Annotated in this window: 16 protein-coding genes; 2 read left to right on the top strand and 14 right to left on the bottom strand. The window is 42.8% G+C overall.

Annotated elements, in window-relative coordinates:
• Window positions 1-15: 15 nt before the first annotated feature.
• From atpG to mioC, 12 genes are all read right to left on the bottom strand, one after another.
• On the bottom strand, window positions 16-876 hold the full coding sequence (gene atpG, locus K5Q92_RS10165; protein ID WP_220768891.1) for a F0F1 ATP synthase subunit gamma: 861 nt from the start codon (window positions 874-876) through the stop codon (window positions 16-18).
• A 48-nt stretch (window positions 877-924) separates the two neighbouring features.
• On the bottom strand, window positions 925-2466 hold the full coding sequence (gene atpA, locus K5Q92_RS10160) for a F0F1 ATP synthase subunit alpha (RefSeq protein WP_220768890.1): 1542 nt from the start codon (window positions 2464-2466) through the stop codon (window positions 925-927).
• A 14-nt stretch (window positions 2467-2480) separates the two neighbouring features.
• Window positions 2481-3014: a F0F1 ATP synthase subunit delta gene (gene atpH, locus K5Q92_RS10155; RefSeq protein WP_220768889.1), complete on the bottom strand. Its 534-nt coding sequence runs from the start codon at window positions 3012-3014 to the stop codon at window positions 2481-2483.
• Window positions 3015-3030: 16 nt separating this feature from the next.
• Entirely contained in the window at window positions 3031-3501 is a 471-nt protein-coding gene (gene atpF, locus K5Q92_RS10150) for a F0F1 ATP synthase subunit B (protein WP_028767767.1), read from the bottom strand.
• A 27-nt stretch (window positions 3502-3528) separates the two neighbouring features.
• Window positions 3529-3786, bottom strand: a complete 258-nt coding sequence (gene atpE, locus K5Q92_RS10145; RefSeq protein WP_012157432.1) for a F0F1 ATP synthase subunit C — start codon at window positions 3784-3786, stop codon at window positions 3529-3531.
• A 33-nt stretch (window positions 3787-3819) separates the two neighbouring features.
• Window positions 3820-4650: a F0F1 ATP synthase subunit A gene (gene atpB / locus K5Q92_RS10140; protein WP_220768888.1), complete on the bottom strand. Its 831-nt coding sequence runs from the start codon at window positions 4648-4650 to the stop codon at window positions 3820-3822.
• A 12-nt stretch (window positions 4651-4662) separates the two neighbouring features.
• Window positions 4663-5046, bottom strand: coding sequence for an ATP synthase subunit I (locus K5Q92_RS10135; RefSeq protein WP_220768887.1), 384 nt, complete (start codon window positions 5044-5046; stop codon window positions 4663-4665).
• A gap of 223 nt (window positions 5047-5269) precedes the next feature.
• Window positions 5270-6154 (bottom strand): ParB/RepB/Spo0J family partition protein, encoded by an 885-nt coding sequence (locus K5Q92_RS10130; protein WP_220768886.1) that lies wholly within the window; start codon window positions 6152-6154, stop codon window positions 5270-5272.
• 9 nt (window positions 6155-6163) lie between these two features.
• The gene (locus K5Q92_RS10125) at window positions 6164-6952 is read right to left on the bottom strand and encodes a ParA family protein (protein ID WP_220768885.1); all 789 of its coding nucleotides are present in this window, start codon (window positions 6950-6952) and stop codon (window positions 6164-6166) included.
• 222 nt (window positions 6953-7174) lie between these two features.
• A complete protein-coding gene (gene rsmG, locus K5Q92_RS10120) occupies window positions 7175-7798 on the bottom strand; it encodes a 16S rRNA (guanine(527)-N(7))-methyltransferase RsmG (RefSeq protein ID WP_220768884.1) in 624 nt (207 codons plus the stop codon).
• 118 nt (window positions 7799-7916) lie between these two features.
• On the bottom strand, window positions 7917-9806 hold the full coding sequence (mnmG, locus tag K5Q92_RS10115; protein WP_220768883.1) for a tRNA uridine-5-carboxymethylaminomethyl(34) synthesis enzyme MnmG: 1890 nt from the start codon (window positions 9804-9806) through the stop codon (window positions 7917-7919).
• 457 nt (window positions 9807-10263) lie between these two features.
• Complete coding sequence (mioC, locus tag K5Q92_RS10110; RefSeq protein ID WP_220768882.1) at window positions 10264-10704, bottom strand: FMN-binding protein MioC; 441 nt, start codon at window positions 10702-10704, stop codon at window positions 10264-10266.
• Between the two features lie 375 nt (window positions 10705-11079).
• Between mioC and K5Q92_RS10105 the strand changes: the two genes are divergently transcribed.
• The gene (locus K5Q92_RS10105; protein ID WP_220768881.1) at window positions 11080-12048 is read left to right on the top strand and encodes a nucleoside hydrolase; all 969 of its coding nucleotides are present in this window, start codon (window positions 11080-11082) and stop codon (window positions 12046-12048) included.
• A 58-nt stretch (window positions 12049-12106) separates the two neighbouring features.
• Here the strand turns inward: K5Q92_RS10105 and K5Q92_RS10100 are convergent, their stop codons facing one another.
• Complete coding sequence (locus tag K5Q92_RS10100) at window positions 12107-12751, bottom strand: LysE family translocator (protein ID WP_220768880.1); 645 nt, start codon at window positions 12749-12751, stop codon at window positions 12107-12109.
• A 312-nt stretch (window positions 12752-13063) separates the two neighbouring features.
• Here K5Q92_RS10100 and K5Q92_RS10095 point away from each other — a divergent pair, with 312 nt between their 5' ends.
• Window positions 13064-13585, top strand: coding sequence for a type II secretion system protein (locus K5Q92_RS10095; protein ID WP_259649542.1), 522 nt, complete (start codon window positions 13064-13066; stop codon window positions 13583-13585).
• A gap of 1326 nt (window positions 13586-14911) precedes the next feature.
• Here K5Q92_RS10095 and mnmE read toward each other — a convergent pair.
• The gene (mnmE, locus tag K5Q92_RS10090; protein WP_220768878.1) at window positions 14912-16273 is read right to left on the bottom strand and encodes a tRNA uridine-5-carboxymethylaminomethyl(34) synthesis GTPase MnmE; all 1362 of its coding nucleotides are present in this window, start codon (window positions 16271-16273) and stop codon (window positions 14912-14914) included.
• Window positions 16274-16310: the final 37 nt, after the last annotated feature.

Raw genomic sequence — 16310 nt, 5'->3', positions numbered from 1 at the left:
TATTCGTTACCTAGCCTAAACGGCGGCAGCACCTGAAACAATTTCCGAAAGTTCTTGCGTAATCGCAGCCTGACGGGCTTTGTTATAGACCAACTGCAAGTCACCGATAAGTTCACCAGCGTTGTCTGTCGCAGCTTTCATAGCAACCATACGGGCCGCTTGCTCAGATGCGATGTTTTCAACAACACCTTGATAAACTTGAGATTCCACAAAGCGAACCAACAAAGTATCTAACAATAACTTTGGATCTGGCTCGTAGATGTAATCCCACTGATGAGTAAACTCATCTTCTTCTGACTTAGGCAAAGGTAGCAGCTGCTCGATCACCGGGGTTTGCGTCATAGTATTTACAAACTTGTTGAATACTACGTACAAACGGTCCAGCTTGCCTTCGTTGTATGCTTCTAGCATCACACGTACTGTTCCGATCAAGTCGGCTAGCTTTGGAGCATCGCCTAAACCTGAAGCAGAAGCAGATACTTGTCCACCAAAGCTGTTGAAGAATTGCGCACTACGTGCACCAATTGTACAGAATTCAACTTCTGCACCAGCTTCACGCTGCTTCTTCACGTCTGCGACAACCTTCTTGAAAAGGTTAACGTTCAGACCACCACAAAGACCACGGTCGGTTGACACTACAATGTAACCAACACGCTTAGCTTCTCGCACTTCCAAATATGGATGCTTATATTCGAGAGAACCTTGCGCCACGTGACCGATCACCTTACGCATATTTTCTGCATATGGACGACTAGAAGCCATGCGATCTTGTGCTCTACGCATTTTGCTCGCGGCAACCATTTCCATTGCAGACGTGATCTTCTGAGTGTTTTGAACACTCGCGATCTTGGTTTTAATCTCTTTAGCGTTGGCCATCTTTACTCTCCAATTCTGGACCTGAGGTGCCAGAGGCACCTCTAATATTTACCAGGTTTGGGTTTCTACGAACTTGTCCAAGCTAGCCTTCAACTCACCTTCGATATCAGCGTTATAATCGCCAGTATCGTTGATAGTCTTCATTAGGTCAGCATGTTCACTGTTCATGAAAGAGAGCAGAGACGCTTCGAAGCTACCGATTTTGCTTAGCTCAACGCTCTTCAAGTAGCCTTTTTCAGCTGCGAAAATAGACACAGACTGATCAGCGATACTCATTGGAGCATATTGCTTTTGCTTCATTAGTTCGGTAACACGCTCACCATGCTCAAGCTGAGCACGAGTTGCATCATCTAAGTCAGATGCAAACTGTGAGAACGCTGCAAGCTCTCGATACTGTGCAAGAGCGGTACGGATACCACCAGACAGTTTCTTGATGATCTTAGTCTGAGCCGCACCACCAACACGAGAAACCGAGATACCTGGGTTAACAGCTGGACGTAAGCCAGAGTTAAATAGGTCTGTTTCAAGGAAGATCTGACCATCGGTAATCGAAATTACGTTAGTCGGTACGAATGCAGAAACGTCACCAGCTTGAGTTTCAATAATTGGTAGAGCAGTCAAAGAACCTGTTTGGCCTTTAACTTCACCTTTAGTGAACTTCTCAACATACTCGGCGTTAACACGTGAAGCACGTTCCAACAGACGAGAGTGAAGATAGAATACATCACCTGGATATGCTTCACGTCCTGGTGGACGCTTAAGAAGCAATGAGATTTGACGGTAAGCAACAGCTTGCTTAGACAAATCATCATATACGATTAGTGAGTCTTCACCGCGGTCGCGGAAGTATTCACCCATTGTACAACCAGAGTATGGAGCCAAGTATTGCAGTGCAGCAGCTTCAGAAGCTGTAGCAACAACAACAATGGTGTTCGCCAAAGCGCCGTGCTCTTCTAGCTTGCGTACCACGTTAGCGATTGTAGAAGCCTTTTGGCCTACCGCTACGTACACACACTTAATGCCAGAATCTTTTTGGTTGATAATCGCGTCGATCGCTAGAGCGGTTTTACCGATCTGACGGTCACCAATGATCAATTCACGCTGTCCACGACCGATTGGGATCATAGAGTCAACGGCTTTATAACCAGTTTGTACTGGCTGATCAACTGACTTACGCTCAATTACACCAGGTGCAATTACTTCAACAGGAGAGAAACCATCGCTTTCGATAGGTCCTTTACCGTCAATTGGCTCACCTAGCGTGTTGACTACACGGCCTAGTAGACCGCGGCCAACAGGTACTTCCAAAATACGGCCTGTTGTTTTAACTTTGTCGCCTTCTGCCAAGTTGGCATAAGGGCCCATTACTACGGCACCGACAGAATCACGTTCTAAGTTCAACGCGATTGCAAAACGGTTGCCAGGCAGCTCGATCATTTCACCCTGCATCACATCGGCTAGGCCATGGATGCGGATGATGCCGTCACTTACTGCAACGATAGTACCTTCGTTGCGAGCTTCACTAACGACTTCGAACTGCTCGATCCGCTGTTTAATCAGATCGCTGATTTCAGTGGAATTCAGTTGCATGCTCAAACTCCCAATTACGACTGCAGCGTATCAGACAGACGCGAAATTTTTCCGCGGACCGAGCCATCAATGACTAAGTCTCCTGCCGTGATAATTACACCAGCAATAAGGCTGGTATCTATGCTGCAATTCAGCTTAACTTTGCGTGCTAGACGTTTCTCTAGAGAAGCGCTCAGCTCTTGTAGTTGCTCTGAGGTTAGCTCAGTAGCTGAAACGATTTGCGCTTCAACTTCTTTCGCGTACTCACGTTGCATCTCAACAAATTGTTGAGCAACAGCAGGTAGCGCAACTAAACGACCGTTTTCAGCCATTACCTTTAACAGGTTCTGAGCTTGCTCATTGATCTGCTCACCACAAACTCCAATAAAGAGTTCAGCAAGCTTATTGCTGGCCATAGCGCCAGACAGTAGTGGCTGCATAGCTTCGTTTTCACTAACTAATGCGGCGAAGTTAAGCATTTCTGCCCAACTATCTACTGCTTTCTGTTCAAGAGCGAAGTCAAAAGCTGCCTTTGCGTAAGGACGAGCGATGGTGGTTATTTCAGCCATAACTCAAGCTCCTTATTTAAAGTTCAGCAACAAGTTTATTAACTATGTCACTGTGTGCGGCTTCATCAATCGAACGTTCAAGAATCTTCTCTGCGCCCGCAATAGCTAGTACAGCTACTTGCTTACGTAGATCTTCTTTCACGCGATTACGTTCGTTTTCAATTTCAGCGTGGCCTTGAGCGATGATTTTCGCACGCTCGGCGTCAGCTTCAATTTTTGCTTCATCAACAATTTGAGCTTTGCGTTTGTTCGCTTGCTCAATGATTTCGTTTGCTGTTGCTTTAGCGTCTTTTAGCTGCTCTGTGGCTTTCACCTGAGCTAGCTCTAAATCTTTTGCAGCACGTCCTGCATCAGCTAGCCCATCAGCAATTTTCTTCTGGCGTTCTTCGATAGCGTTCATCAATGGCGGCCATACAAACTTCATGCAAAACCACACAAAGAGAAGAAAAGAAATCGCTTGGCCTAGCAGGGTAGCGTTAATACTCATAACGACAACTCCTTCTAAGGGGGACGATTAGCCTGCCAATTGACCTAAGAACGGGTTAGCGAATACGAAGAATAATGCAACACCAACTGCAATCATTGAGATCGCATCAAGTAGACCAGCTACGATGAACATTTTAGTTTGAAGTGCAGGAGCAAGTTCTGGTTGACGAGCAGAAGCTTCTAGGAATTTACCACCTAGAATAGCAAAGCCAATACCAGTACCTAGCGCTGCTAAGCCGATCATAATTGCAACAGCTATTGCTGTAAAGCTAATTACAGTTTCCATTTTATCTCCGATAAGTATCTAATTTTTAATAAATTAATGGTCTTCATGTGCCATGCTTAGATATACAATCGTCAGCATCATGAAGATAAACGCCTGCAGCACAATTACCAAAATATGGAAAATGGCCCAAGGCACTGATAATGCAAACTGAGCCCACCAAGGCATCAGTGCTATCAGAATAAAGATCAACTCACCTGCATACAGGTTACCAAACAGACGAAGCGATAATGAAATCGGCTTCGCAACCAAAGTCACTGTTTCCAAAATAAAGTTAATTGGAATTAGTGCCCAATGATTGAAAGGCTGTAAAGTTAGTTCTTTAGTGAACCCACCTACACCTTTAACCTTGATACTGTAGAAAACAATTAACGCGAACACACTTAAAGCTAAGCCCAAAGTTACGTTCAAGTCAGTTGTAGGTACAATCTTTAGGTAAGGTACGCCTAATAATCTGTTTGCGGCCTCAGGTACAAAGTCAACAGGGATCAAGTCCATCAAGTTCATCAGGAAAACCCAGACGAAAATAGTTAGACCTAATGGTGCGATAAGCGCGTTTTTCCCATGAAATGAGTCTTTAACGATTTTATCTACACCTTCCACGCACATTTCAACGAAACATTGAAGCTTGCCTGGAACACCAATTGTTGCCTTTTGTCCTACTTTGTAGAATAACCACAAAAATAGAACCCCTAGACCAACTGAAAACAAAAGTGAGTCAATGTGCCAAGTCCAAAACCCCGCATCTTGACATGCATAGTTAAAAGCAATCCCGCCATCAGCGGAACACATTTTCGCATTAGTCAGGTGATGCTGGATATAGTCGGAAGCCGTTATAGTTAACGTATCATCCCCAGTTGTCGCCATGATTAATCTCACTTAATTTTGTTTGAAGTATAAAGGGACTGTCCAAGGTACAACTAGCACAAGTAAATAACAGATGAATAACGGCATAAATGACGCTTTCATCAAACCAAATGCAAGTGAAAATAGTACAATGGTTAACAGCAACTTTACCGCTTCCCCCAGGAAAAATGATCTTACGACCTTTCCTGATGCTTGCGCCCCCGAATGGGAGAAAGCTAGGGTTGCGAACACAAAATTAGGGAATACAGCGATAGCACCACCTGCCAAAGCAGATATACCATGCTGAACTCCCCACATAGCGAAAAAGAAAAGGGAAACACATCCAGCAACCGCCGCCTGCAGTAAAACTAATCTATAGGCTGACCGCCGGCCACGACGTGCTAAAACCTTGCTCAATTTACCTTCTCCGCATTATAACTTCTTGTTTCGATGACAGGATTACAAATATCCGTATAAACCCGAGGTACAAAAAGCTTGCGAAAGTATACCGTTTCAGGCTTTCAAAGCAAGTTTAACAGCTATAAAAAGGGGACTTTTAGTGTGATCTACGCCAAAAGTCTAAAAGTGTAAGATTAACGAATGTCACAAAGTTACATAATATAGTGTTAACTTTAAGAATTTAGTGAATTTTGCTGATAATTCCCTCTAATTCAGCCAAATTTTGATAGTTTATTACCAATTTACCTTTCCCCTTCTTGTTATGGGTTAACGTAACCTTGGCACCGAGCCTTTCAATTAATTGGCTCTCTAGACGCACTACATCATGATCTTTAGCTGGCTTTTCGACGATTTCAGTTTGATTTAAGGTTTTATTAACCAATCGTTCAGTTTCACGAACTGTTAATTCTTTAGCAACAACCAATCGAGCAAGATTAGTTTGTTCATCACCATTAATCGCCAACAATGCGCGACCATGACCCATGTCGATATCGCCATATTCAAGCATACGCTTAACTGGTTCATTTAATCCATTGAGGCGTAGCAAATTTGAGACCGTTGCACGAGATTTACCTACTGCGTCAGCAATCTGCTGATGAGTTAAGTCAAATTCTTCGATTAAACGGTTTAATGCAATCGCTTCTTCCATTGCATTAAGGTCTTCGCGTTGGATGTTTTCGATTAGCGCGATAGCAACAGCAGCTTCATCGGGGACCTGCTTAACGATACAAGGGATAGCAGCTAGACCAGCTAACTGCGATGCACGCCAACGACGTTCACCCGCAATAATCTCGTAACTTTCAGGAGATACTTTACGTACAACAATAGGCTGGATAATACCTTGAGCACGAATAGACTCAGCAAGCTCCTCAAGTGCTTCAGGCGCCATATCTTTACGCGGTTGATACTTACCAGGTTGCAATCTATCGATATCTAACGTGACTAAATCATCGTTTTTAATCTCTAGCTCAACTTCTGCAGCAGGTGCGATACGCTGACTAGCCGCTTGGCTGGTACTCAATAGTGCATCTAGGCCCTTACCTAAGCCTCTTTTTTTCAGTGTCATCTTTTATCCTTAAACTAACTCGGCCTGGCTTAGTTGCTCTGCACGGCGAATAATTTCACCAGCCAATGCGAGATAGGCTTTAGCCCCTGCGCTTGATTTATCGTAATACATTGCGGGTGCACCAAAACTTGGTGCCTCAGCTAAGCGAACATTCCGTGGGATCACAGTGCGGTAAACCTTATCACCAAAGTGCTGTTTTAGCTGATCAGATACATCATTTGAGAGTCGATTACGTGGATCGTACATGGTGCGTAAGATCCCTTCGATATGTAGACCAGGGTTAACCATAGCCGCTAACTTACTAATGGTATCCATCAATGCCGTTAACCCTTCCAATGCATAGTACTCACACTGCATAGGAACCAGCACAGAGTCGGCAGCAGACATAGCGTTAACCGTTAGCATATTCAGTGAAGGTGGGCAGTCGATGAAAATAAAGTCGTAATCATCTTTAATTGGGGCGAGGGCGTTGCGTAAACGGATTTCGCGAGCAAAAAACTCCATGAGTTTAATCTCGGCAGCTGTCACGTCACCATTGCCGGCAATGAGATCGTACTTACCGTTCGTATCTCGGCAAACAACTTCTTCAAATGGTTTCTCTTCAACCAGTAGTTCATAGGCAGTATTCTCGACTTCATACTTATCGATACCGCTCCCCATGGTCGCATTCCCCTGTGGATCGAGATCGATCAACAAAACACGACGCTTAGTCGCCGCTAAAGAGGCAGCTAAATTTACACAAGTTGTTGTTTTTCCGACACCACCTTTCTGGTTGGCCACGGCAATCACTTTACCCACAATATCACCCTGTAAGTCACTTTTATTATATCCCTAAGCGACGTTTGCTTAAGAAATTAGCGCGCAAATCTAATGGTTATTTCTTAAATTGCTTGAAGCGCTGAAAGATTGCAACTTTTCAGTACGCTTTATAAGCTGTAGCTCACTTCATTAGGCCTTTATCTATCACGGCCGAAATAAAATTAGCTGGCGAGCACACTAAAATGGCGCGCGCCCAAATAATTAATCTTGTTTGATCACTCTAAGCAGATGACGCTGCTCGTCGAGTTTAGGCACTTTAAGTTCGATAGTATCGGTCACCACAAAACCAGCTGGCATCTGTGACATCTCTTCTTCACTTAATTGTCCCTTAAGCGCGTAGAAACAACCATCTTCCTTAGGTAAGTGCTGGCACCAATGCAGCATATCTTGAATCGATGCAAATGCGCGACTCAACACGCCATCGAATAGCTCTTCTGGCTGATAGGCTTCAACACGGCTTTCAATTGACGATATGTTATTGATACCTAATTCAAACTGAACCTGCTTTTGGAAACGAATACGCTTACCTAAACTATCGAGCAGTACGAACTCTTTATCTGGATTTAAGATCGCTAGTGGGATCCCTGGTAATCCGGGTCCAGTGCCGACATCAATAAAACGATCGCCTTTTAGGTGAGGCGACACTACTAAGCTGTCCATGATGTGACGAATTAACATCTGCTCAGGATCGCGAACAGAAGTCAGATTAAATGCCTTGTTCCACTTATTGAGCATGCCAACAAAGTCTACAAGCTGCTGTTTTTGCTGCTCGGTAGCAGTCAGGCCAACTTCGGCCAAATAATCATTTAATTGGGCAGATAACACAGTTTGTGTCCTCAAATAGAGCGAATTAAATATCAATCAGTATTATGAATCGCTAAAAAGATGAAAGGAAGCCTCAAAGCTTCCCTTTATCATGTAAAACTACCGAGTTTAGAGCGAACTAAGCGCTCTTTCTCAATAAACCACGTTTTTTAAGGTGTACCAACAAAATAGAGATTGCCGCTGGTGTCATTCCTGAAATTCGTGAAGCCTGCCCAATGGTTTCTGGCTTATGCTCATTTAACTTAGCAATAACCTCGTTAGATAAACCAGGAACTTCTTGATAATCAAGCTCAAGTGGTAACAGGGTCGTTTCATGGCGAATAGCCTTATCGATTTCGCCCTGCTGACGCTGGATATAACCAGAATACTTAACTTGGATCTGAACTTGCTCTGCAGCGCGTTGATCTTCAAGTCCAGGTCCAAAACCGTCAATAGACATCAGCTTTGGATAATCCATCTCTGGACGACGTAGCAGATCTTCAAATGTCGCTTCACGAGTGATCGGTGTGTTCAAGTGTGGATTCAACACATCAACCAGAGGTGAATTAGGATGGATCCATTGACCACGTAATCGCTGTAGTTCTGTTTCGATCGACTCCATCTTCTCGCTAAACAGTGCCCAACGATGATCATCAACTAAACCTAGTTCACGGCCTTTCTCGGTTAAACGTAGATCGGCGTTATCTTCACGTAGCAATAAACGGTATTCAGCACGGCTAGTGAACATACGGTATGGTTCTTTGGTGCCTAAGGTAGAAAGATCATCAACCAATACACCTAGATAGGCTTGATCTCGGCGTGGACACCAAGCTTCTTTCCCCTGCACTTGTAGTGACGCGTTCATCCCCGCTAGCAGACCTTGTGCCCCAGCTTCTTCGTAACCCGTTGTGCCGTTAATCTGTCCAGCAAAGAACAAACCGCTAATGGTCTTAGTTTCTAGCGAGTTTTTAAGATCGCGTGGATCGAAATAGTCATACTCGATGGCGTAACCTGGACGCATGATCTCAGCATGCTCCATGCCTTTGATCGAACGGACTAAGTTCAACTGCACATCAAACGGTAAACTCGTTGAGATACCATTTGGATAGATCTCAGTGGTGTTTAACCCTTCAGGCTCAATGAAGATCTGATGAGATGTTTTATCGGCAAAGCGATTAATCTTGTCTTCAATCGAAGGGCAGTAACGCGGTCCGATCCCTTCGATAATGCCTGAATACATAGGACTTCTGTCCAATCCTCCACGAATGATATCGTGGGTACGCTCGTTAGTATGCGTAATATGACAAGAAATCTGTTCAGGATGATCGTTAACATCACCGATAAATGACATAACAGGCAATGGATCATCACCTTTTTGCTCCGTCATTTTTGAAAAATCGATAGTGTTCGCATCGATACGTGGTGGCGTACCGGTTTTTAAACGGCCAACACGAATTGGTAACTCACGTAATCTATTGGCCAATGCGATTGCAGGCGGATCACCAGCGCGACCACCGCTATAGTTTTCAAGTCCGATATGGATCTTACCGCCTAGGAAGGTACCAGCGGTCAAGACAACTGCTGGTGCTTCAAAGGCTAAACCCATCTGTGTAACAACACCGATAACTCTGTCGTTTTCAACAACAAGATCATCAACAGCTTGTTGAAAAATACGTAAATTAACTTGGTGTTGCAGGATCTCTTGGATCTTATGGCGATAAAGCGCTCTATCTGCTTGTGCACGAGTAGCACGAACAGCTGGCCCTTTACTTGAGTTCAAAGTACGAAATTGAATACCTGCAAAGTCAGTAGCAACAGCCATTGCTCCACCTAACGCATCAATTTCTTTGACTAAATGTCCTTTACCTATGCCGCCGATAGCAGGGTTACAGGACATTTGCCCTAAAGTATCTATGTTATGGGTCAGTAAAAGTGTTTTAGAGCCCATTCTGGCAGAAGCTAAAGCCGCTTCTGTACCTGCATGACCACCACCAACAACGATTACATCAAACCGTTCATGAAATTGCATTCGACAGCCTTCGATTCGTAAAAGGATAAATTGTTTCTGAGCAGAGCATTTTAGCATTTGCTTTGCTTAAGGTGAACGATCTATTTAGCTTGTTTTGATCAGAGGGGATCGCCTTAATAGATCTTAAGATCTTTATATAGATCTCTTATTATGTTTACTATTAAGATCGCTGTTTTCGGTGGATAACTTTAATTGTCTTTTATATTCAATGATTAACAGCAAAATGATCTTGTGATCTGATCGCGATCTAACTGGATTAAGCTTGGGGATAGATCGGCTATTTATCCACAGGGTGGATCATTGAGCAGATCCGATGTGAATTAATGCAACTGTTGATCAGATCAAAATAATAGCTTATCCACATATTTATTAAATTAATAACTATTATGTGGATAAGTTTGATCTAATCTGTGAGTTGTTGGGAAGAATAATCGTAAAAAAGGCGAGGGATTAGATCTTAAAGTTGATCTTGCCAGCCGCAAAGCCAGGTTAATGCAGGTTCTTCAGGAATTGGATCGTATTGAACATCGATCTGGATCTTATCCACATAGACTTTTGCACCGCATTGAATAAGCTCATCAACCAGTTTTTCTGGGCCCTGACAAAATGTGTCATAACTTGAATCACCAATGGCACACAACGCGAATTTTACGCCATTGAGATCGGGTTTTTTAGCTTGGATCTCATCGAAAAATGGCACGATATTATCGGGAAGATCCCCGGCTCCATGAGTCGAAGATACGATTAACCATAGAGAATCTTTACTCAGTTCGTCTAGATTTGCAGCAAGATGCACAATCGTTTCATGACCTAAATCACCTAACTGATCGGATATTTCATCCGCTACATACTCCGCACTGCCTAGTGTGGTACCTACTAAAATGTCTACTTTTGCCATGATCGATCCTAATAATTTGTGTCAAACAGAGGGTTGTTGACTGCTACAGCTTATATATAGTGCATTATTTACAGCCAATAACCTGTATGCATCATAAGTGAAATTGTAATTATGATCTCTAAGCTCGGTCTGTTTTGTCGTTAATTTTCTATGGTGTTTTCAGTGAGATTGATTTGCAGTGGGCTAGGTTTGACAGCTGTTAATGTAGCTTATTAGCTACATTAACAGCAGATTGGCCAATTTTTCACTGAAATAGGCATTAGGTTTGAAATAGTTTATTTAGCTTAAAATCTATATCACGTTAATCAATGGCTTATAAAGGTATCTTACGGCCACCTACACTAGATAAATTGTAATGATTAGGATCCGAATAAAATGACAAATAAAATAATTCTCGATACCGATCCGGGGATTGATGATGCTATGGCTATCCTGTTTGCCGAAGGGCATCCAGCAATAGAACTGAAAGGTATTACGACAGTTTTTGGTAATGCGACTATCGAGAATGGTACTAATAATGCTCTGTTTTTAAAACAAAAGTATGGATTTAGTGCAGATGTCGCGAAGGGCGCTGATAGACCTATTGTACGTGATCCTGTGGGGCCTACAGTAGTCGTTCATGGTGAAACTGGATTTGGTGATGTTCATGCGCCTACCGATCTAACTGTGACAGCCGATCCTCGTCCTGCTTATCAATATATTATCGACTCGGTTAAAGCCGAGCCAGGTGAGATCACCTTAGTTGCCGTTGGGCCTTTAACTAACTTAGCGTTGGCGTTAGACGCTGCACCTGAGATAGCTGGCTTAGTTAAGGAGGTCGTGATTATGGGCGGGGCCTTCGGTGAGAATAATCACCGTGGTAATGTTACTCCTTATGCTGAGGCGAATATTCATGACGATCCACATGCTGCTGATAAAGTATTTACTGCAGCTTGGCCAGTGGTAATTATTGGTCTAGACGTCACAGAGGAGAGTTTCTTCAGTAAAGATTATCTCGATCACTTAAGAGACGATGCTGGTGAAGTAGGGCAGTTTATTTGGGATATTAGTCGTTATTATCTTAAATTTTACTCTGAAAAAGTAGGGTTAGAGGGATGTCATGTCCATGATCCATCTGCGATAGCCTACGTTATCGATCCTACTTTATTTACCCTGCGTGAAGGGCCTGTTCGTGTAGTTACCGATGGTCCTGCTGAAGGACTAACAATCCAGAAGTTTGACGGTCGTAAGCATCAGCACGATGATTGGGCGTCTAATACTGCCCAGCGAGTTGGTGTAAAGGTGAGAGATGAAGCGTTGTTAAAGCTCTATCGTGAAACGATTATTGAATACGGTAATCGTTAATCTTTTGCCAAAAAGCGGGGAATAATCCCCGCTTTTTTATTGTCCTTTATAAAAGAGCTTAACTGATATTTTGAACCTGAGAAGCCAGTAGCCAGATAGCCAAAACAAAGAAGATCACGCCCATAAATTTATTTTGATAGGTTCTGAATTTCTCATTTTTCAATAGTGGTTTACCTACCGTACCGACTAAAGCCACTAGCAATAGATTAAAAGCTAACCCCATCACGTTAAGTAATAAGCCCAGGGCTAACATCTGCTCACCAGAGCTGGCTGTTAGTTGAGTCGATACAAATTGGGGTAAAAATAATACAAAAAATATCAATGCTTTAGGGTTAAGTAAGTTACTGACTACCGCGCGTCGATATAATAGCTTGGCCAGATTATTCTGCTGCTCTATTTCAGGAGCTTCCGCTGCCGAGCTGCGAATACAGTCCCATCCCATCTTTAATAGGTAGGCACCACCTAGAATGCGTAATACTTCTAATGCCATCGGGTTCATGGCGATAATTGCCGATACACCCATGGCTGCCAACAGGGTTAAGATCAGTCCAGATGTCGCATTACCAAAACTGGCGTAAACACCTACTTTACGGCCATAACTTAGGCTTGAACTGGCTATCAGCAGCATGTCTGGTCCGGGGATCAGTAGAAGGGCCACTACAGTGGTTAAATAAAGTGGTAATAAGGCCAGATCGATCATCATAAATAAGCTATTTAAAAGGTGTGGAATCAAACAAGGCGCGGATTTTACCGTGATCAAAATGGAATGAAAGTGATACAGCTTGTAAAACTCATCACTGAATTGGCAGGCTTTGTTTACGCTTGAGTTGCTGAGTCAAGATGAGGTTGATATTGCTAGCTCATTTCAAGCTATCTATTCTGTGCTACATCGCTTTCTAAGGCTGAATCTCGCTAAGCATTAGTGGCAGGTTTAACCTGATAAATATGAACTGTATTCATTTTAAATTATTCAATATAATGCAGTTTCTTCTTAGTCAATAAAACGATGAATTTAATGAAAAAAAATGGATTTACACTGATTGAATTAGTTGTGGTCATTATTGTTCTCGCGATACTCAGTGTTATTGCTGCTTCTCGTTTTATTGAACTTCAGTCTGATGCCAGAATCTCTTCTTTGAAAGGCCTACAGGCTGAGATGCATGGTGCTATGAGTGTGCTTTACCCTAAATCTGTATTACAAGGACTGCAGAACAAGCCACCAGAAGATAAAAATGATCCAAGCTCTGAAGAGAATGTCATTATTATCGATGGCCAAAAAATTCATTTAGCCTATGGTTATCCAGCTGCTGATGCTGCTAATAGTTGGAGTAAGCTGATTCTTGCTAAATTTGAAGATTCACAATTTCATCCTGAGCGTTCTGCGGACTGGTACTTTCATAATAACGGCGGTGATAATTTCATTCGCTTCATGACGCAGACAAAAAAGTATAGCGGTGATAATTGTTACCTTAAATACACACAGGCTGCTAGCCCTACCACACCTCCAGTATTTGAGATTGTCGATTCTGGTTGCTAGTGCTATTCACTTTTGAAATGCCATGAGTCACTTATTTTTTTAGAAGTGAATAGGCATAGATTAGCTCTTACTTATTAGTAACTAACTGTATTACTTTATGCGTATGATTTTAAAGGTTTTTTATTTTAGTTAGTAAGGGTTTCACGTGGAACCAAAGTGCTAATTAGCGAAAGGCTAACCTCTATAAGCATCGGGTTTAGAGTAAAAGGTCAAAACAGTAGTTACAATTTTATCTGCTAATTTCGGCACATTATTCTACCTTTCAGACTGGTTAAATTTTACTTCACTCTGTTAACTACAGAGTTGAACCTATCCTATTTATGGCGTTATATCAGTAGAGAAACATGGTGGCCATCTGCCGTTATTATGTAATTAGACATCATCACTATTGTGTACAAGGCTAAATATCTGCCTAGCGGTAAATAGCTATAGTTAACTCGCTTTTGGGTCCGCAAGAGCCCACAAAAAATCCGGACACAAGCATACTCGAAGACCTAATAAATCTAGTATCGAAAAGCCTGTTGAGTCGATGGGATCTACTAACGTGAAATTGCGGAAAAAGCTGGCTCTATTTGGGAAAATTCATCGCTTTTTACTCTCAAAATGGAACAGTTATTAAATTCGGATCATGAATATAATTTTTCTGAGTATAACTTATTAATAAAGATCGATTGATTTGGAAAATAATCAGATTGAGATCTTAAATGGTATGGCTATATTTTTGTTAAAAATCAATTTGTTGCATGTTGTGTCTGTAGTTGATCTAGAACTATCCACAGATCAACTTTGCTTGTTGATATCTCTGTTGATACTTATATGAGCTTTAATGATCTCGATCATTGCTTTCAGTTGAAGTGGTTTATTTTGCGTGTCTTCTAGGAGGAATGTTCTTTTCTCCACATTCCTCACCATAATTTATTTCAATATATACACAAACAAAGATCTTATCTCTAGGTTGCTGGTGTTATTGATCCCTCCTGTTTGATGAGGGAGTAATTCATTGCTGCTAGATGAAGTGGTGTAGAGGAAAGGATTCGGTATTTTTGAGCTATAACCGATAGCTTTAACGCAAGTATATGGCTTTGCTATGACCGGGATTATTTATATTTCTCCGGTGAAAGCTGAGCGTGAAGGCCTGCTGGGTGAGGCTATGGCTGCCTGTTCCGTTGGTGAGCTGAATAATAGTGCTTAGTAGACTAAAGCTAAGGAAAAGAGCGAAAAAATGCCACTAGGGTAACTAGTGGCATTTCTTCATTAATTGAGTAGCAATCTATTGATATCAGACTATAACAATTAATATCTAAACTGGGGACTGGAGTCTAAGTTTTACTTACCGATACAAAATGAGCTAAAGATCTTACCTAACAGATCATCTGAGGTGAACTTACCAGTGATCTCTGAGAGTGCCATCTGACACATACGTAACTCTTCGGCAAGTAGTTCGCCCGCCTGATACACTTCTAACTGCTCTTTACCTAGCATTAAATGGCTGCTAGCTAAGTCTAAGGCTTCTAAGTGGCGACGACGGGCAATAAAGCCGCCTTCAAGGTTGCTCTGGTAACCCATTAGTGATTTCAGGTGTTGCTTTAGCTCTTCTACGCCTAAGCCTGTTTTCGCTGAGATCCGGTAGATGCTGTGTCCGGCTTCTTGCGTTATAGCGAGATCTTCACCAGTAAGATCGGCTTTGTTACGCACGACTGTCACACCTAAGTTATTTGGAAGGCGATCGATAAAGTCTGGCCAGATTTCGTGGGGATCAACGGCATCGGTCGTCGTACCATCGACCATAAACAGTACTCTATCGGCGGTTTTTATCTCATCCCAAGCTCGCTCGATGCCTATTTTCTCTACCGTATCGGCGGTATCACGCAGGCCTGCAGTATCGATAATATGCAATGGCATACCGTCTAAATGGATATGTTCACGCAGTACATCGCGAGTGGTACCTGCAATTTCGGTGACAATAGCAGACTCCTTACCAGCGAGGGCATTCAATAGGCTAGATTTACCAGCGTTAGGGCGACCCGCAATCACTACCTTCATGCCTTCTCGAATAATTGAGCCTTGCTTAGCGCTAGCTTGAACACCATCGAGTTTGCTAATAATCCCATTTAAAGAGGCGGCAATTTTACCGTCAGATAGGAAATCGACCTCTTCATCTGGGAAATCAATCGCAGCCTCGACGTATAAGCGTAGATTTGTGACCTTTTCTACCAGATCATGTACTTGAGTTGAGAATTCACCCTGAAGTGAGTTTAGAGCGCTTTTAGCGGCCTGTTCGCTGGTCGCATCAATTAGGTCGGCAATCGCTTCGGCCTGAGTAAGGTCAAGCTTGTCATTCATGAAAGCTTGTTCGCTGAATTCACCGGGTTTTGCAATACGCAGCCCATCGACTTCCATCACACGCTTAATGAGCATGTCGAGAACGATTTGACCGCCGTGGCCTTGCAGCTCGAGTACATCTTCACCGGTAAAGGAGTTTGGACCTTTAAAGAATAGCGCGATGCCTTGGTCAATCACTTCACCTGTTTCATCTTTAAAATCACAGTAATCTGCGTAGCGAGTTTTAGGGATATGCCCTAAAACGGCCATAGCAACATTACTCGCTAAGTCGCCAGATACGCGAATAATACCTACGCCACCACGTCCGGGAGCGGTCGCTTGTGCCACGATAGTATCTGTAGTCATTACTGTGTTTCCTAATTTGATTTTCAGGTGAAGTAAA

The sequence above is a fragment of the Shewanella sp. MBTL60-007 genome (genome assembly GCF_019654915.1).
GTDB lineage: Bacteria > Pseudomonadota > Gammaproteobacteria > Enterobacterales > Shewanellaceae > Shewanella.
The sequence above is the reverse complement of the archived record's forward strand: the minus strand, read 5'-3'. Positions and strand labels throughout refer to the sequence as shown.